Genomic DNA, 14,417 nt, shown 5'->3' with positions numbered 1-14,417 from the left:
CTACGCGCTCCGGGAGGGGGACGCCACCAGCGCGGCGGGGCGGCCCTTGCGCGGTGGCCCGCGCATGGGCCGCGCCGGTTTCATGGCCGTGGCGCCATGGATGAGTGGGCTTATGGCCCATGGCTATCGCGCTTTGCCGCAGAATCCGGCACCCACGTAGAAACACAGCCACCACCATGGGCATCAGCCACTACATCAAAGAAATCGGCCGGGGCACGCGCGGCGCCAAGGCGCTGGAGCGCGCCCAGGCCGCCGACCTGCTCGGCCAGGTCCTCGACGGCCAGGCCGGGGACCTCGAAACCGGCGCCTTCTGCGTGGCCATGCGCATCAAGGGCGAGACAGTGGAGGAAATGAGCGGCTTCCTCGACGCCGCCCTGGCGCGCGTGGCGCGCTTTCCCGCCACGCGGCGCCCGCTGGTCGTGCTGCCCAGCTACAACGGCGCGCGCAAGCTGCCGGTGCTCACGCCGCTGCTGGCCCTGCTGGTGGCGCGCGAGGGCCTGCCCGTGCTGCTGCACGGCATGCGCACCGAGGCGCGCCGCGTGCTGGCGCCGGATGTGCTGCAGGCGCTGGGCATTCCCGCGCTCGCCGCGCCTGAAGCCATGGCGGACGGCACGGTCGCGCACATCGCCACGGCGCGCCTGCACCCGGGCCTGGCGCGGCTGCTGGCAGTGCGCGAGGCCATCGGACTGCGCACGCCGGGGCACAGTCTGGTCAAGCTGCTGGCGCCCTGCGACGGCCCGGCACTGCTGGTGTCGAGCTACACCCACCCCGAATACATCCAGACCATGACCGGCACCCTGTCGGCCCTGGGCATGCACGCCCTGCTCTCGCGCGGGCTGGAGGGCGAGCCCGCCGCCGACCCGCGCCGCCAGCCGCGCTACGACGGCGTGCTGGCGGGCGTGCACCACGTCCTGGCCGAGCAGCAGGGCGGCACGGCCGCCGAGGTGCCGGGCCTGCCCGAGGCCATCGACGTGGACAGCACGGCGCGCTACACCCGCGCCGTGCTCGCGGGCGAGCTGCCCGTGCCCGAGGCGCTGGCGCGGCAGGTGGGCCACATCGCGCACCTGGCGCGGCGGATCGAGGCGGGCGGCGCATGAGCGCCGCGCCGGGCCGCCCTAAGCAAGCTCGCAGCGCAGCCCGAGAGGGCGAAGGTACACCAGCGAGCGCCCCGTCCACGCCCGCCACGCCGCCAGGGCGCTGCACCCTCGTGGGCGCCGGCCCGGGCGACCCCGAGCTGCTCACGCTGAAGGCGCTGAAGGCGCTGCAGGCGGCCACCATGGTGCTGGTGGACGACCTGGTGAGCGAGGCCATCGTGGCGCTGGCGCCGCCCGGCGCGCGCATCGTCCACGTGGGCAAGCGCGGCGGCTGCAAGAGCACGCCGCAGGCGCTGATCGAGCAGCTCATGCTCGACGCCGTGCGCGCGGGCGAGCACGTGGTGCGCCTCAAGGGCGGCGACCCGTTCATCTTCGGCCGCGGCGGCGAGGAGGTGGAGCACCTGCGCGCCGCCGGCGTGGCCGTGGAGGTGGTCAGCGGCATCACCGCCGCGATGGCCGGCATGGCGCTGCTCGGCGCGCCGCTGACGCACCGCGCGCACGCCCAGGGGGTGGTGTTCATCACCGGGCACGGCAAGACCGGCGGCCCGGACACCGACTGGCGCCTGCTGGCAGCCACAGCGCGCGACCTGCGCCTCACCCTGGTCATCTACATGGGCATGGCGGGCAGCGCGCACATCCAGCAGGAGCTGCTGCACGGCCTGCCCGGCGGCACGCCCGTGGCCGTGGTCCAGCACGTCAGCCTGCCGCACCAGCGGCATGCGGTGACCACGCTGGAGCAGCTGCACGCCACCATCGCGCGCGAAGGGCTGGGCAGCCCCTCGGTCATCGTCGTCGGCGACGTGGTGCGCGGCGTGCAGGCGCTGCAGAACTGAAACATGGCCCCCACGCTGCCTCGCTTCGCGTAGTTCGCTGCCCCCCGAGGGGGCGCTTTTGCATCTTGGGGCGGCCCGGCGATGAAAAAACTGTCGCCCCGGGGACAATTCTTTGGGGAAACCCCAGGGGCCGCCCGCGTCGGGACCTGGGAACAATGCGGCGCGCATCCCAGGGCGGCACGGTACAAGTCCCCCGGATGCGCCTTCCTCCGTCTGCCCAGGAAAGACCCGCATGCACCCCACCCCCGTCCGCCACCGCACCGGCGCGCCCGACACCGGCCGCCGCCACACCCTGCACCGCATCGCCGCGGGCGCCGCGGCGCTGGCCGCACCCGTGCTCGCCAGCGCCCAGGCGCGCGGCGCGTCCGCGCAGGGCGACATCCTGGTGGGGCGTTCGTCGGCGCTGTCCGGCCCCATGGCGCCGTTCCTGGACCCCATCCATACCGGGCAGGACGCCGCCATCGCCGATTTCAACGCCGCCGGCGGCGTGGCCGGGCGCAAGGTGCGGCTGGTGACATTGGACGACGGCTTCGAGCCCCAGCGCGCGCTGGCAAACGCCCACAAGCTGGTGGAGGACGAAGGCGTGGTGGCGCTGTTCGGCCAGGCCGGCACCTCGCAGGTGCTGGCGCTGCTGCCCTACCTGCCGCAGGCCAGGACGCCGCTGATCGCCGTCTACACCGGCAGCCCTGCGCTGCGCGCCGCGCGCAGCCCCTGGCTGTTCACCACCAACGCCAGCTACGCCGACGAACTGGCCAAGGTGGTGCGCAACCTGGTGTCGATCCAGAGCACGCGCATCGGCATCGCCTACGAGAACAACGACTTCGGCAAGCTCGCCCTGCCGCTGGCCGAGCAGGCCATCGCCGCCGAGGGCGCGACCCTGGTGGGCACGCACGCCCTCGACAGCAGCGGCAAGGACGCCGGGGAAGCCGCCAAGGCCCTGGCCGCGCTGCAGCCCCACGCCATGCTGATGGTCGCCGCCGGGCCGTCCGTGGTGGCCTACGTGCGCGCCCACCGCGCGCACCTGGGCGTGCCGCTGTACACGCTGTCGCTGGGCGCAGGCACGCAGGTGCTCAAGGCCCTGGGCAGCGACGCGCGCGGCCTGGCCGTGGCGCGCACCACGCCTTCGCCGCTGCGCGCCACCATGCAGGTCACGCGCGACTTCCAGGCCGCGATGAAGCAGCACGGCCTGGAGGTGAACTACGACCATTTCATCGGCTACCTCGACGCGCGCGTGCTGCTGGAGGGCCTGCGCGCCGCCGGCCCCGGCGTGACCGGCCCGGGCCTGGTGCAGGCCATGGAGGGGCTGAACCGGCTCGACCTGGGCGGCCACGCCTACCGCTTCAGCGCGCAGAACCACAACGGCTCCAATTACGTGGACATTGCGGTGATCGGCCCGAACGGCAACTACATGCGCTAGCGCCGCAGGGCCGCGCCCAGCGCCGTGGCGGCATCAACGACAATGCCGCCCGTGTCTTCCCTCCCCTTCTTCGACGCCGTCGTCATCGGTGCCGGCGCCGCCGGCCTGTTCTGTGCCGCCCAGGCGGGCCAACGCGGGCTGCGGGTGCTGCTGATCGACCACGCCACGCAGGTGGCCGAGAAGATCCGCATCTCCGGCGGCGGGCGCTGCAACTTCACCAACCGCGACCTGGACGTGCGCGCCCCCCACCGGCACTACGTGGGCCAGAACCCGCAGTTCGCGCGCTCGGCGCTCTCGCGCTTCACGCCGCAGGACTTCATCGCGCTGGTGGACAAACACGGCATCGGCCACCACGAAAAGCACAAGGGCCAGCTGTTTTGCGACCGCTCGGCCGAGGACATCATCGCCATGCTGCTGGCCGAATGCGCCGCCGGGCGCGTGCAGCACTGGCAGCCGTGCAGCGTGAAAAATGTGGTGTTCTCGGCCTCCAGCCCATACAGGGAAAGCGCTGGCAGCTATCAAATCGATACCGATCGCGGCCCGGTCGCGGCGCGCAGCCTGGTCATCGCCACGGGCGGGCTGTCAATCCCGAAGATCGGCGCGAGCGACCTGGGCTACCGGCTGGCGCGCCAGTTCGGCCTGCCGCTGGTGGCGCAGCGCCCGGGCCTGGTGCCGCTGACCTTCAACGGCGACGCCTGGGCCCCCTACGCGCAACTGGCGGGCCTGGCGCTGCCAGTCGAAATCAGCACAGGCCACCATGAAGGCCCCCACGCTCCGCCGCTGCGCGGGTCGCTGCCCCCCGAGGGGGCCGCTTTTGCCTTGGGGCGGCCCGGCGGCAAAAGGAAGGAGCGCACGGCCTTCCACGAGGACCTGCTGTTCACCCACCGGGGCCTGTCCGGCCCCGCCGTGCTGCAGATTTCGAGCTACTGGCAGCCGGGCCAGCCGCTGTCCATCGACCTGGCGCCGGGCGTGGACCTGCCCGCCGCGCTGCTGCAGGCCAAGGCGCGCTCGCGCAAGCGGATCGCCAACGAACTCGCCGCCCTCGTGCCCGGCCGCCTGGCCGACGCCTGGGCCGCGCAGGATGCGCAGTGGCAGCGCCCCATCAACGAGGCCAGCGACAAGGCACTGCACCTGCTGGCCGCGCGCCTGGCGCGCTGGGAGCTGGTGCCCACGGGCACCGAGGGCTACAGGAAAGCCGAGGTGACGCTGGGCGGCGTGGACACGCGCGCGCTCTCGCAGCAGACCATGGAGGCCAAGGCACAGCCCGGCCTGTACTGCATCGGCGAGGTGGTGGACATCACCGGCTGGCTGGGCGGCTACAACTTCCAGTGGGCCTGGGCCAGCGCCCACGCCTGCGCGCAGGCGCTGCCCGGCTAGACGGCCACGATCTCCACGCGGTTGCGCCCATTGGCCTTGGCGGCGTAGAGCGCGGCGTCGGCACGCGCGATCATGGCGTCGATCGGGCCATCGCCGGCGAACCATTCGGTCAGCCCCGCGCTGACCGTGAAGGAGGGCAGGGAAGTGCCATCGACGTTGGCCGCTTCGTCCAGGATGCGCCGCACCGCCTGCAAGGCCACGTGCAGCGGCGTCTGCGGCATCACGATGACGAATTCTTCCCCACCGAAGCGGGCCACGACGTCGTAGGGCCGCACCAGGTTCTCCAGGCGGCGGCACAGGTGCACGAGCACCCGGTCGCCCACGAGGTGGCCGTGCCCGTCATTGATGCGCTTGAAGTGGTCCACGTCCAGCATGGCCACGCTGAAGGTCTGGCCAGTGCGGGCGCTGCGCGCGTGCTCGCACTCCAGGCACTCCATCAGTGCCTTGCGGTTGAGCGTGCCGGTCAGCGGATCGCGGATCGCCTGGTTCTCGATCCAGGTGCGCACGTAGTCCGAGGCCATGGTGGCGAAGCCGATGACGAGCATCAGGTTGCAGATGGTGAAGCTGCCGGTGTAGATGATCTGGATCACGTCCTGGGTCAGCAGGCCGCTGTCGCCCTGGGGCAAGGCGGCGGCGTGCAGCGCCCGCGTGCCGTAGACCAGGGCCAGGGCCGCGAGCCAGGACGTGGTCAGCGTGATGCCGAGCGACTTGGCGAAGCGGTCGGCCTGCGGATGGCGCAGCAGGACGACGGCGTGGTAGGCGCTGATGAACGCGCACAACCCGGCGACGATGACCACCCGCAGGCGAAAGCTCTCCTCGCCATAGACGAACCAGGTCGCCGCGGCGATGGCCAGCGCCCCGGCGGCCAGCCAGGATTTCCAGCGCATGCGCTCGCCGAAGTGCCGGTGCGTTCCAGCCAGCCACACGATGTACGCCAGCACCAGGGCGCTGTTGCCCAGCGTGACCGAGGCCAGCGGCGAGATCCAGTCACGCAGGCCCAGCAACAGCAGTGCCAGGAACACCAGCCACGCGCCCGCAACCCAGGTGCGCAGTCCCGGCACGGGCAGCGGCGTGGCGCGCGCCAGCAGGGTCAGCACGATGGCCATCAGGCCGCTCGTGATGCTGCCGATCAGCACCGTGGTGCGTGGGTCCATGGCGTAGATGGTCATAGGCGCCGCAGTATCGCAAATCCGCCGCTTTGTAAGCATGCGCATAAGCGTGCTTGATATTTGGCAGGCGCGAGATATAATCTTCGGTTTTGCTGGCATGCCCCGTCGGCCAAATACTAGTTAAAGACGGGGACAACCGCCTGGCATGGCTCTCGGGCCCGATCTTCCCGGAAACCCTCTGCAGGCACACTTTGGAACACAATCGCCAATGACCACCATCCGTGTAAAAGAGAACGAACCCTTTGACGTGGCCCTGCGCCGCTTCAAGCGCACCATCGAGAAGCTGGGCCTGCTGACCGACCTGCGCGCCCGCGAGTTCTACGAGAAGCCCACTGCCGAGCGCAAGCGCAAGAAGGCTGCCGCCGTCAAGCGCCACTACAAGCGCGTGCGCAGCATGCAGCTGCCCAAGAAGCTGTACTGATCAGCGCACAGCCTTCTCGAAAACCCGCGCTAGGGACGCCAAGCGCGGGTTTTTTGTTTTTCGACATGGAGAGAACGACATGGGACTCAAGGACCAGATCACCGAAGACATGAAGACCGCCATGCGCGCCAAGGACAGCGAGCGCCTGGGCACCATCCGCCTGCTGCAGGCGGCCATGAAGCAAAAGGAAGTCGATGAACGCATCACGCTGGACGACGCGGCCATCGTCGCCATCGTGGACAAGCTCATCAAGCAGCGCAAGGACAGCATCACCGCCTTCGAGGGCGCGGGCCGCCAGGACCTGGCCGACAAGGAAAAGGCCGAACTGGCCGTGCTGCAGGCCTACCTGCCCGCGCGCATGTCCGAGGCCGAGATCCTCGACGCCGTGAAAGCCATCGTGGCCGAAGTAGGCGCCGCCGGCCCCGGCGACATGGGCAAGGTCATGGGCGTGGTCAAGGCCCGCCTGGCGGGCAAGGCCGACATGGGCCAGGTCTCGGCCGCCGTGAAGGCAGCGCTGGCGGGCTGAGCTTTCGCGCCGCTATCAAACCCATAGCTTCCAGCGCTTGCCCCATAAGCGCTGGAGGCTTTTTTAGCCTGCCGCAGACTCCGCATGGGCGCGCGGATCGGGCAAAGCGCCCCCTGCCGCCCAGCGCTCCAGTGCCGGCACCGGCAAAGGGCGGCTGAAATGGAAGCCCTGCAGTTCATCGCATCCCAGGGCTGTCAGCACCCGGCCCGTGGCAACGTCTTCCACGCCCTCGGCCACCAGTTTCAGCCCCATTGATGCCCCAAGCGCGATGATGGCGCGCGTGATGGCCATGTCCGCCGGATTGGTGAGCAGTTCGCGCACGAAGGAACGGTCGATCTTGAGCTTGTCGATGTCGAAGCGCTTGAGGTAGGCCAGGCTGGAATAGCCGGTGCCAAAGTCGTCGATCGACAGATGCACCCCCAGCGCCTTGAGTGCCGCCAGTTGCTGCTGTGCCGCGTGGGCGTTGTCCATGAGCTGCGACTCCGTGATCTCCAGCTCCAGGGCTGACGCCGGCATGCCCAGGCGCTTGAGTACGGCCTGAACGTCGGGCACCAGTTGCGGATCCGCCAGTTGCGCGGCCGAGAGGTTGACCGACATGACCGTACGCCCCAGGGCCTGCGCCCCGGCGCCGGTATCCTGGCGCCAGCGCATCCACTGCGCACAGGCCTCCTGGAGTACCCAGGCGCCGATGCCACGGATCAGCCCGGCCTCTTCCGCGATATGAATGAACTCCGACGGCGGCACCATGCCGAGCGTGGGATGCGTCCAGCGCAGCAGGGCCTCCAGCCCCACCAGCTGCCCGTTTTGCGCCCGCACCCGCGGCTGGTAGTGCAGCGAGAATTCATTGCGCTCCAGCGCGCGGCGCAGGTACTGCTCCAGGCTCTGGCGCGCCAGGGCGCGCTGGTCGGTCTGCGCGGAATAGAAGCAAGCCATATCGCGCCCGGTGGTCTTGGCTTCGTACATGGCAGCGTCGGCGCGGCGCATCAACTCCTCCAGTTCCTGCCCATCCTCGGGATACAGGGCCATGCCCACGCTGCACGACACATGCAACTCATGCCCCTCCACCAGATGCGCCTGGCGGATCAGCGGGATCAGGCGCTGCTCCACCAGTTGCTGCACGTCCTCACGCCCCGCCACGCCCTGCATCACCACCACGAACTCATCACCGCCCAGCCGGCTCACCGTGTCCTGGCCACGCACGGATTGCGTCAGCCGTGCTGCCACCGAGCGCAACAGCCCATCGCCAATATGGTGGCCCAGCGTGTCGTTGATGCTCTTGAAGCGGTCCAGATCGATGAACAGCACCGCCACCCGCCCGCTGGCAGCCCGGGCCTGGGCCAGCGCCGCCTGCAAACGCTGCTCGCACAGCGAACGGTTGGGCAGTTCGGTCAACACATCATGGTGGGCCAGAAAACGGATGCGTTCCTCGTTGAGTTTGCGGTCCGTAATGTCAATGGCAATGCCAATGTGGTTGGCCACAGCGCCCCCCTTGCCGCCTTCACGTACGGCGGACACCATGAGCCACGCCGGGTAGGTCTCTCCCGAGCGGCGGCGAAAGCGCACCTCGCCCTGCCAGGACTCGCGCTCGCGCATGGTGTCCCAGATGCGCTCGCACAGCGGGGCATCGCCGCCGTCCTCGTCCAGCAGCAGCGCCAGCCTCTCGCCCAGCAATTCATAGAAGTCGTAGTGCGTGCTGCGGCAAAACGCCTTGTTCACGCTGATGATGTGCAGATCCGGCCCCATGATGATAATGCCCTCGGAAGAGGCCTCGAACACCTTGGCCCACAGCTCCAGCCGCCGCTCCATCACCTTGAGCACATTGATCGGCGTGAAGGCCGTAAGCATCGCATCGCGCCCCTGAAAGCGCAGCCGCCGCGCCGACAGCACCGCCCACAGCGGCTCGCCGCCGCCTTTCCAGCGCACCTCGAACTCGTCCACCACATCGTGGTCCGCCAGGCGCTGGAAAAAGCGCGCCCGCACGCCAGGCTCCAGCCCCTGCCGCCATGGGTCGCGCGCCACGCCGTTGAGCCACGGGCGCGCCGGCGCATTGGCATGCAGCACCTCGTGTTCTGGAATCGAAGTCACCACCATGGGAATAGGCAGCGCCTCCACCAGTTCGCGCTGCGCCTGAGCGGCCCGGGCGCTGGCCGCCAGTTCCTGCTGCTGCAGGCGTTCGCGGTCGAGCTGGGCCAGCATTTCATTGAACGCCGTCACCAGGCGGCCGATCTCGTCGCGGCTGCTCCAGACCGCGCGCAAGCGATGGTCGCCGCTGCGCCGCGCCTCGTCCGCCACCCGGGCCAATTGCTGCAGTGGCTTGGCAATCTGCCGCGCCACCAGCGTCACCAGGCTCAAGATGCAGCCGAGCAACAGCATCGCCGTGCCCATATGCAGCCACATGCGGTGGAACTGCACGTCCACCCGGTTGTCCAGCAGGCGGTGCATCTGCACCGTGGCCACATTCCAGGCATCGCGCAGCGCCACCAGCACCTGCTCGCTGCGCAGTCCCACGGCCGCCAGATCCGTTGGCGCACCGCCCGCTGCGATGGCCTGCAACTGGCGCAACAGCTCCGTGATACTGGCGCGCAAGGCCTCGCGCTGCGTGCCCAGGGCCTCCCGCAGCGCCGCATTGCCAGCGATGAACGCTTGGCCGTGATCCGACTCGATACCCTGCAGCGCAGCATCCATGCGTCCCACCAGCGTCAACAACTGCGCCGGGCCGCCGGGCCCCTGGGCGTGCGCGCCACTGCGCAGGAACTGCTGGGTTTCGTGCAGCACCTGCAACAGCTCGGGGTAGCGCAAGATCATCAGCGACATGACGTAGTAGCTGTCCAGGTCAGGATCAAGGATCAGGTTGGATTGGTTGCCCACCGTCGTCAGCAGCTCCCGCCCCTCACGCAGCAGCTGTTGCTGCCCCCCGGCACCGGCAGGCGCATCGCCCAGCGCGGCCAGCGTGGCCTGGAAGGGTTCGCTCATGGAAGCGCTGCTCAATACCGCGTCGTGCTCGGCCCGCACCGCCTCCAGCCGCGCAAGCAGCGGCCGCGCGGAAACGGCCGGTGCCTGCGGCGCAAACGCCCCCAGCAGGCCATCGCGCACCACCTCTACATACTCGGTTCCCACCATTTCCTTGCGGGCAAAGTTGATCGCCAGGTACTTCTCATGGATCAGAATGCCCGACACATAGATCACTGCGGTGAGGTCGAGCAGATAGATCAGCATGAGCTTGCGCCCCACGCTGAGCCGGCCCAGCCAGCCGGAAACACGATGCATGAATGCCATGGCGGTGCGGCATCGCGGCGGATGCCTCTTGGTTGTCAATACGACAATCGCTAGCAAGTTCTACGCCACACGCACCAAACCAGGGCGCCCGCAAACCAGCGCCACGGCACGCTTGCCAATGACCGCAAGCGCTCCCTATCGGGCCGACCCCCAGCGCTGCACCAGCCAGCCGTGGCTGCTGACCAGCACCACGCCCGCCAGCACCAGCACCGCCCCGGCCAGGAAGCCCGGCGCGATGGGCTCGTCCAGCAGCCACGCCCCCAGCGCCACGCCAAGCAGCGGCGTAAGGAACGAGAACACCCCCAGCCGCGAGGCCAGGTAGGTGCGCAGCAGCCAGAACCACAGCAGGAAGCTGGCGAACGACACCACCACCGACTGGAACGCCAGGCTGGCCCACACCGCCTGCGTGCCACGGAAGGCGCCGACATGCCCCGCGCCCCAGGCCAGCGGCAGCAGCAGCGCAAAGCCCACCACCAACTGGTACAGCAGGGTTTGCGACGCCGGCAGGCTGCTCAGCCGCGTGACGCGGATCAGCACCGTGGTGGCGCCCCACGCCGCCCCGGCCAGCAACCCGAGCAGGTCGCCCCACAGCATGCGCTGCCAGTCCGGCCCCGCGCCCTGGGTGCCGCGCAGGAAGAACGCCACCACGATGCCCGCGAAGGCCAGCGCGATGCCCGCCCACTGCAGCGGCGCCAGCCGCTCCGCCGGCAGCCGCCAGTGCAGCCCCAGCGCGGCGAAGATGGGCGCGGTGTAGAGGAACACCACCATGTGCGCCGCCGAGGTGTAGCGCAGCCCCTCGCCCGCCAGCAAAAACTCCAGCGCGAACAGCGCCCCCGCCGCCACGCCCGGCTGCCACACGCCGTGGGCCAGCGTCAGGCGCTCGCGCCGCCAGGCCATCCACAGCCCCACCAGCAACGCGGCCACGCCCGAGCGCACCGCGATCTGCAGCAGCGGCGCGCAGTCCTGCGCGGTGGCCTTGAGGGCGATCTGCTGCGCGCTCCAGATGAGGCACAGCACCACCATCAGGCCCACGGCGCGGGTATCGAGGGCATTGCGGGTATCCATGGCGTATCGGCTTCGTCGATGAAAGCGCGCATTGTGGGGCCGTCCGCGGGCCGCCGCATGACGCCGGGCCGACACGGGGCGGATTGCCGCGCGCGGCGTTCTCCTGAAGAATCGCCTCCTTTGCCCACCCAGGAGCCCCATGCCCCGCACCTACCAGATCGCCGTGATCGCCGGAGACGGCATCGGCCGCGAAGTCATGCCCGAAGGCCTGCGCGCCGTGCAGGCCGCCGCCCGGCGCTTCGGCCTGCCGCTCGAATTCCATGCCTTCGACTGGGCCCACTGCGACTACTACGCACAGCACGGGAAAATGATGCCCGACGACTGGAAGGCGCAATTGCAGGGCATGGACGCGATCTTCTTCGGCGCCGTGGGCTGGCCCGCCACCGTGCCCGACCACGTGTCGCTGTGGGGCTCGCTGCTCAAATTCCGCCGCGAGTTCGACCAGTACATCAACCTGCGCCCCGTGCGCCTGTTCGAGGGCGTGCCCTGCCCGCTGGCCGGCCGCCAGCCCGGCGACATCGACTACGTGGTGGTGCGCGAGAACACCGAGGGCGAGTACACGTCGCTGGGCGGCATCATGTACGAGGGCACGGATCGCGAGATCGTGATCCAGGAATCGGTCTACTCGCGCAAGGGCGCGGAGCGCCTGCTGAAGTTCGCCTTCGACTTGGCGCAGAGCCGCCCGCGCAGGCACGTGACCCTGGCCACCAAGAGCAACGGCATCGCCATCAGCATGCCCTGGTGGGACCAGCGCGCCGAAGAGGTGGCGCAAAAGTACCCGGATGTGGCGCTGGACAAGCAGCACATCGACATCCTCACGGCGCGCTTCGTGCTGCAGCCGGGCCGCTTCGACGTGGTGGCGGCTACCAACCTGTTCGGCGACATCCTCTCGGACCTGGGCCCGGCCACCACCGGCACCATCGGCCTGGCGCCCTCGGCCAACCTGAACCCCGAGCGTGCCTTCCCCAGCCTGTTCGAGCCCGTGCACGGCTCGGCGCCCGACATCTACGGGCGCAACATCGCCAACCCTATCGCCATGGTCTGGTCGGGCGCGCTGATGCTGGACTTCCTCACCCACGGCGAGGGCCCCGGCCGCCAGGCGCACGATGCCATCGTGGCAGCGGTCGAGGCCGTGCTGCGCACCGGCCCGCGCACGCCGGACCTGGGCGGCACGGCCAGCACCACCGAAGTGGGCCAGGCCATCGCCGCCTGCATTGCCCAGGGGTGAAGCGGCGCGAATGCTCTTTTTTCAGGAGCTGTTAGCGCTTTCTACACAAGGGCTGAAAGGCTTTTTGGCTTAAACCCACCCCAGCCGCATGTGGAGGGGCCAGGTCACCCGCTTCCGCTCGGCGGCATCGCCCCACAGCGCGGCGCATTCGTCCGCGAAGGCAGCCAGCAGCGCCTCCTTCCCCGCCTGGCGCGCGTTCTTCACTGCCGACCAGGTGGCGACGTAGCCCAGGAACCGGCCCAGGTTCCACATCTGTTCGATGGCGAGCGCCGGTGCCGGGCGCTCCGCGAAGGGAAAGTCCATGCCGGCGTAGCCGGCGTCCACGAGCCTGCGCTCAGGCGGCCAGAAGGGGCCGATGTCCTCCGCGTAGAAACGCTGGAAACGCTCGCCCAGGGCGCCTTCCAACGCCAGCACGCCATAGCTGATGAGCGCCACCACGGCGCCCTGGTGCGCAACGCGCCGCACCTCGGCGTAGAACGCGGGCAGGTCGAACCAGTGCGCCGCCTGGGCCGCGGTGATGGCGCTTGCCACCCCGTCGGCGAAGGGCAGCTTCTCGGCCGGCGCCACGGCGTAGGCCACGCCGGAGGCGGCCCTGGCGTGCGCGATCTGGTCCGCGCTGGGGTCGATGCCCGCCACCTGCGCGAAGTGCCGGGCCAGCAGCGTGGTCAGTTGCCCATTGCCGCAGCCCACGTCCACCGCCAGCCGGGTGGCGGGCGCGGCCGCCGCGAGGAACGCCGCCAGGGCCTCGGGGTACTCGGGCCGGTACTGCGCGTACGACTGCCCGCCTTGGTCGAACCAGTTTCTCTTTTCCATCATGGCCGCGGATTCCTTCTGGGAACGTGCTTTGTACATCCAATAACACCATCGCCCTCCCCGCCCGCCCCCCAGCCGATACACTGCGGCGCTTTCCCTGACAGCAGAGCTTCACGCCATGCGCCTGGCCTTCCCGTTGCGCCCCCTGGTGCTTTCCAGCCTTCTCGGCCTTGCCGCCTGCGGCAGCAACCCGCCGGCACCACCGCCTCCGGCGGCGCAGGCCGGGCCCGCCGCCGCCACGCCAACGCCAGCGGCGGCGCCCGTCAAGGTGGGCGTGGCCCTGGGCGGCGGCGCAGCCAAGGGGTTCGCCCATATCGGCGTCATCAAGATGCTGGAGGCCAACGGCTTTGTCCCCGCCGTGGTGGCGGGCACCAGCGCGGGCAGCGTGGTGGGCGCGCTGTACGCCAGCGGCATGAATGCCTTCGAGCTGCAGGAAAAAGCCGTGGCGCTGGACGAAGCCAAGATCCGCGACCTGCAGCTGTCTTCCGGCGGGCTGGTGCAAGGCCAGAAGCTGGAGGACTACGTGAACGAGCAGGTGCGCCGCAAGCCCCTGGAGCAGTTGCCCCGGCCTTTCGTGGCCGTGGCCACGCGGCTGGAGGACGGCGAGCGCACGGTGTTCGCGCGCGGCAACACGGGCCAGGCGGTGCGCGCGTCGAGCAGCGTGCCGGGGGTGTTCCAGCCGGTGGCCATCGGCAAGCACCATTTCGTCGATGGCGGCATCGTCAGCCCCGTGCCGGTGGACGCCGCGCGCCAGCTCGGCGCCGACGTGGTGATTGCCGTGGACATCTCCAACAAGGCCCGGGGCCAGGCGCCCGGGCACCTGCTGGGCGCGCTGGGCCAGTCGATCGCCATCATGGGCCAGAAGCTCGGCCAGGCCGAGCTGGCGCGGGCCGACGTGGTGATCCGCCCGCAGGTGCTGGACATCGGCCCGGCCGACTTCAGCCAGCGCGCCCAGGCCATCGTGGAGGGCGAGAAGGCCGCCCTGGCGGCGATGCCGCAGATCCGCGCGCGCATCGCGCAGTTGCAGGCCGAGCGCGCGCAGGCCGCCCGGCACGCGGCGCAGCAGGCCCAGCAGCAAGCCACCCTGGCACGCCAGCAGGAAGCCCAGGCGCGCCACCAGGCCTGCCTGGACAACCGCTCGCGCCTGCAAAAGCTCGCCAGCATGGCCGGGCTGGACGACTCCTGCGCAGCGCCGTGA

At 70.0% G+C, this 14,417-nt stretch carries 12 protein-coding genes; 8 read left to right on the top strand and 4 right to left on the bottom strand.

Translation table 11 applies throughout. From position 1 onward, the window contains the following. The first annotated feature begins 176 nt into the window (after nucleotides 1-176). The 4 genes from ybiB (at nucleotide 177) to YS110_20945 (ending at nucleotide 4,721) form a co-directional block, all read left to right on the top strand. Nucleotides 177-1,097 carry a DNA-binding protein YbiB gene (gene ybiB / locus YS110_20960; GenBank protein UJB67061.1) on the top strand — a complete coding sequence of 307 codons (921 nt, stop codon included), beginning with the start codon at nucleotides 177-179 and terminating at the stop codon, nucleotides 1,095-1,097. Beyond that, nucleotides 1,094-1,927, top strand: coding sequence for a uroporphyrinogen-III C-methyltransferase (gene cobA / locus YS110_20955; protein UJB67060.1), 834 nt, complete (start codon nucleotides 1,094-1,096; stop codon nucleotides 1,925-1,927). The genes ybiB and cobA overlap by 4 nt, the downstream gene beginning before the upstream one ends. A gap of 232 nt (nucleotides 1,928-2,159) precedes the next feature. Next, nucleotides 2,160-3,344 (top strand): ABC transporter substrate-binding protein, encoded by a 1,185-nt coding sequence (locus YS110_20950; protein UJB67059.1) that lies wholly within the window; start codon nucleotides 2,160-2,162, stop codon nucleotides 3,342-3,344. Between the two features lie 42 nt (nucleotides 3,345-3,386). Further along, on the top strand, nucleotides 3,387-4,721 hold the full coding sequence (locus YS110_20945; protein ID UJB67058.1) for an NAD(P)/FAD-dependent oxidoreductase: 1,335 nt from the start codon (nucleotides 3,387-3,389) through the stop codon (nucleotides 4,719-4,721). Here the strand turns inward: YS110_20945 and YS110_20940 are convergent. Beyond that, nucleotides 4,718-5,875, bottom strand: coding sequence for a GGDEF domain-containing protein (locus tag YS110_20940; protein ID UJB67057.1), 1,158 nt, complete (start codon nucleotides 5,873-5,875; stop codon nucleotides 4,718-4,720). The genes YS110_20945 and YS110_20940 overlap by 4 nt on opposite strands. A gap of 223 nt (nucleotides 5,876-6,098) precedes the next feature. On the opposite strand from YS110_20940, the gene YS110_20935 reads away from it, so the two are divergent. Together YS110_20935 and YS110_20930 are read left to right on the top strand one after the other, a co-directional pair. Continuing rightward, nucleotides 6,099-6,311: a 30S ribosomal protein S21 gene (locus YS110_20935; protein ID UJB67056.1), complete on the top strand. Its 213-nt coding sequence runs from the start codon at nucleotides 6,099-6,101 to the stop codon at nucleotides 6,309-6,311. 79 nt (nucleotides 6,312-6,390) lie between these two features. Next, entirely contained in the window at nucleotides 6,391-6,837 is a 447-nt protein-coding gene (locus YS110_20930; GenBank protein UJB67055.1) for a GatB/YqeY domain-containing protein, read from the top strand. 63 nt (nucleotides 6,838-6,900) lie between these two features. Here the strand turns inward: YS110_20930 and YS110_20925 are convergent, their stop codons facing one another. Together YS110_20925 and YS110_20920 are read right to left on the bottom strand one after the other, a co-directional pair. After that, nucleotides 6,901-10,113, bottom strand: a complete 3,213-nt coding sequence (locus tag YS110_20925; protein ID UJB67054.1) for an EAL domain-containing protein — start codon at nucleotides 10,111-10,113, stop codon at nucleotides 6,901-6,903. A gap of 135 nt (nucleotides 10,114-10,248) precedes the next feature. After that, complete coding sequence (locus YS110_20920) at nucleotides 10,249-11,178, bottom strand: DMT family transporter (GenBank protein ID UJB67053.1); 930 nt, start codon at nucleotides 11,176-11,178, stop codon at nucleotides 10,249-10,251. Between the two features lie 139 nt (nucleotides 11,179-11,317). Here YS110_20920 and YS110_20915 point away from each other — a divergent pair, with 139 nt between their 5' ends. Further along, entirely contained in the window at nucleotides 11,318-12,406 is a 1,089-nt protein-coding gene (locus YS110_20915; protein ID UJB67052.1) for a tartrate dehydrogenase, read from the top strand. A 69-nt stretch (nucleotides 12,407-12,475) separates the two neighbouring features. Here the strand turns inward: YS110_20915 and YS110_20910 are convergent, their stop codons facing one another. After that, nucleotides 12,476-13,219, bottom strand: coding sequence for a class I SAM-dependent methyltransferase (locus YS110_20910; protein UJB67547.1), 744 nt, complete (start codon nucleotides 13,217-13,219; stop codon nucleotides 12,476-12,478). Nucleotides 13,220-13,337: 118 nt separating this feature from the next. Between YS110_20910 and YS110_20905 the strand changes: the two genes are divergently transcribed. Continuing rightward, nucleotides 13,338-14,417, top strand: a complete 1,080-nt coding sequence (locus tag YS110_20905; protein UJB67051.1) for a patatin-like phospholipase family protein — start codon at nucleotides 13,338-13,340, stop codon at nucleotides 14,415-14,417.

The sequence above is a fragment of the Acidovorax sp. YS12 genome (genome assembly GCA_021496925.1).
In the GTDB taxonomy this organism is placed as follows: Bacteria; Pseudomonadota; Gammaproteobacteria; order Burkholderiales; family Burkholderiaceae_C; genus Paenacidovorax.
Note: the sequence above shows the minus strand (reverse complement) of the source record. Positions and strands in the feature narration are given on the sequence as shown.

What these genes read in the sequence shown, in the direction of transcription:
- YS110_20935 (UJB67056.1), top strand. Translation starts at nt 6,099, where the DNA reads ATGACCACCATCCGTGTAAAAGAGAACGAACCCTTTGACGTGGCCCTG.
- YS110_20930 (UJB67055.1), top strand. Translation starts at nt 6,391, where the DNA reads ATGGGACTCAAGGACCAGATCACCGAAGACATGAAGACCGCCATGCGC.
- YS110_20950 (UJB67059.1), top strand. Translation starts at nt 2,160, where the DNA reads ATGCACCCCACCCCCGTCCGCCACCGCACCGGCGCGCCCGACACCGGC.
- YS110_20940 (UJB67057.1), bottom strand. Translation starts at nt 5,875, where the DNA reads ATGGACCCACGCACCACGGTGCTGATCGGCAGCATCACGAGCGGCCTG.
- YS110_20920 (UJB67053.1), bottom strand. Translation starts at nt 11,178, where the DNA reads ATGGATACCCGCAATGCCCTCGATACCCGCGCCGTGGGCCTGATGGTG.
- YS110_20905 (UJB67051.1), top strand. Translation starts at nt 13,338, where the DNA reads ATGCGCCTGGCCTTCCCGTTGCGCCCCCTGGTGCTTTCCAGCCTTCTC.
- YS110_20915 (UJB67052.1), top strand. Translation starts at nt 11,318, where the DNA reads ATGCCCCGCACCTACCAGATCGCCGTGATCGCCGGAGACGGCATCGGC.
- YS110_20945 (UJB67058.1), top strand. Translation starts at nt 3,387, where the DNA reads ATGCCGCCCGTGTCTTCCCTCCCCTTCTTCGACGCCGTCGTCATCGGT.
- cobA (UJB67060.1), top strand. Translation starts at nt 1,094, where the DNA reads ATGAGCGCCGCGCCGGGCCGCCCTAAGCAAGCTCGCAGCGCAGCCCGA.
- YS110_20925 (UJB67054.1), bottom strand. Translation starts at nt 10,113, where the DNA reads ATGGCATTCATGCATCGTGTTTCCGGCTGGCTGGGCCGGCTCAGCGTG.
- ybiB (UJB67061.1), top strand. Translation starts at nt 177, where the DNA reads ATGGGCATCAGCCACTACATCAAAGAAATCGGCCGGGGCACGCGCGGC.
- YS110_20910 (UJB67547.1), bottom strand. Translation starts at nt 13,219, where the DNA reads ATGGAAAAGAGAAACTGGTTCGACCAAGGCGGGCAGTCGTACGCGCAG.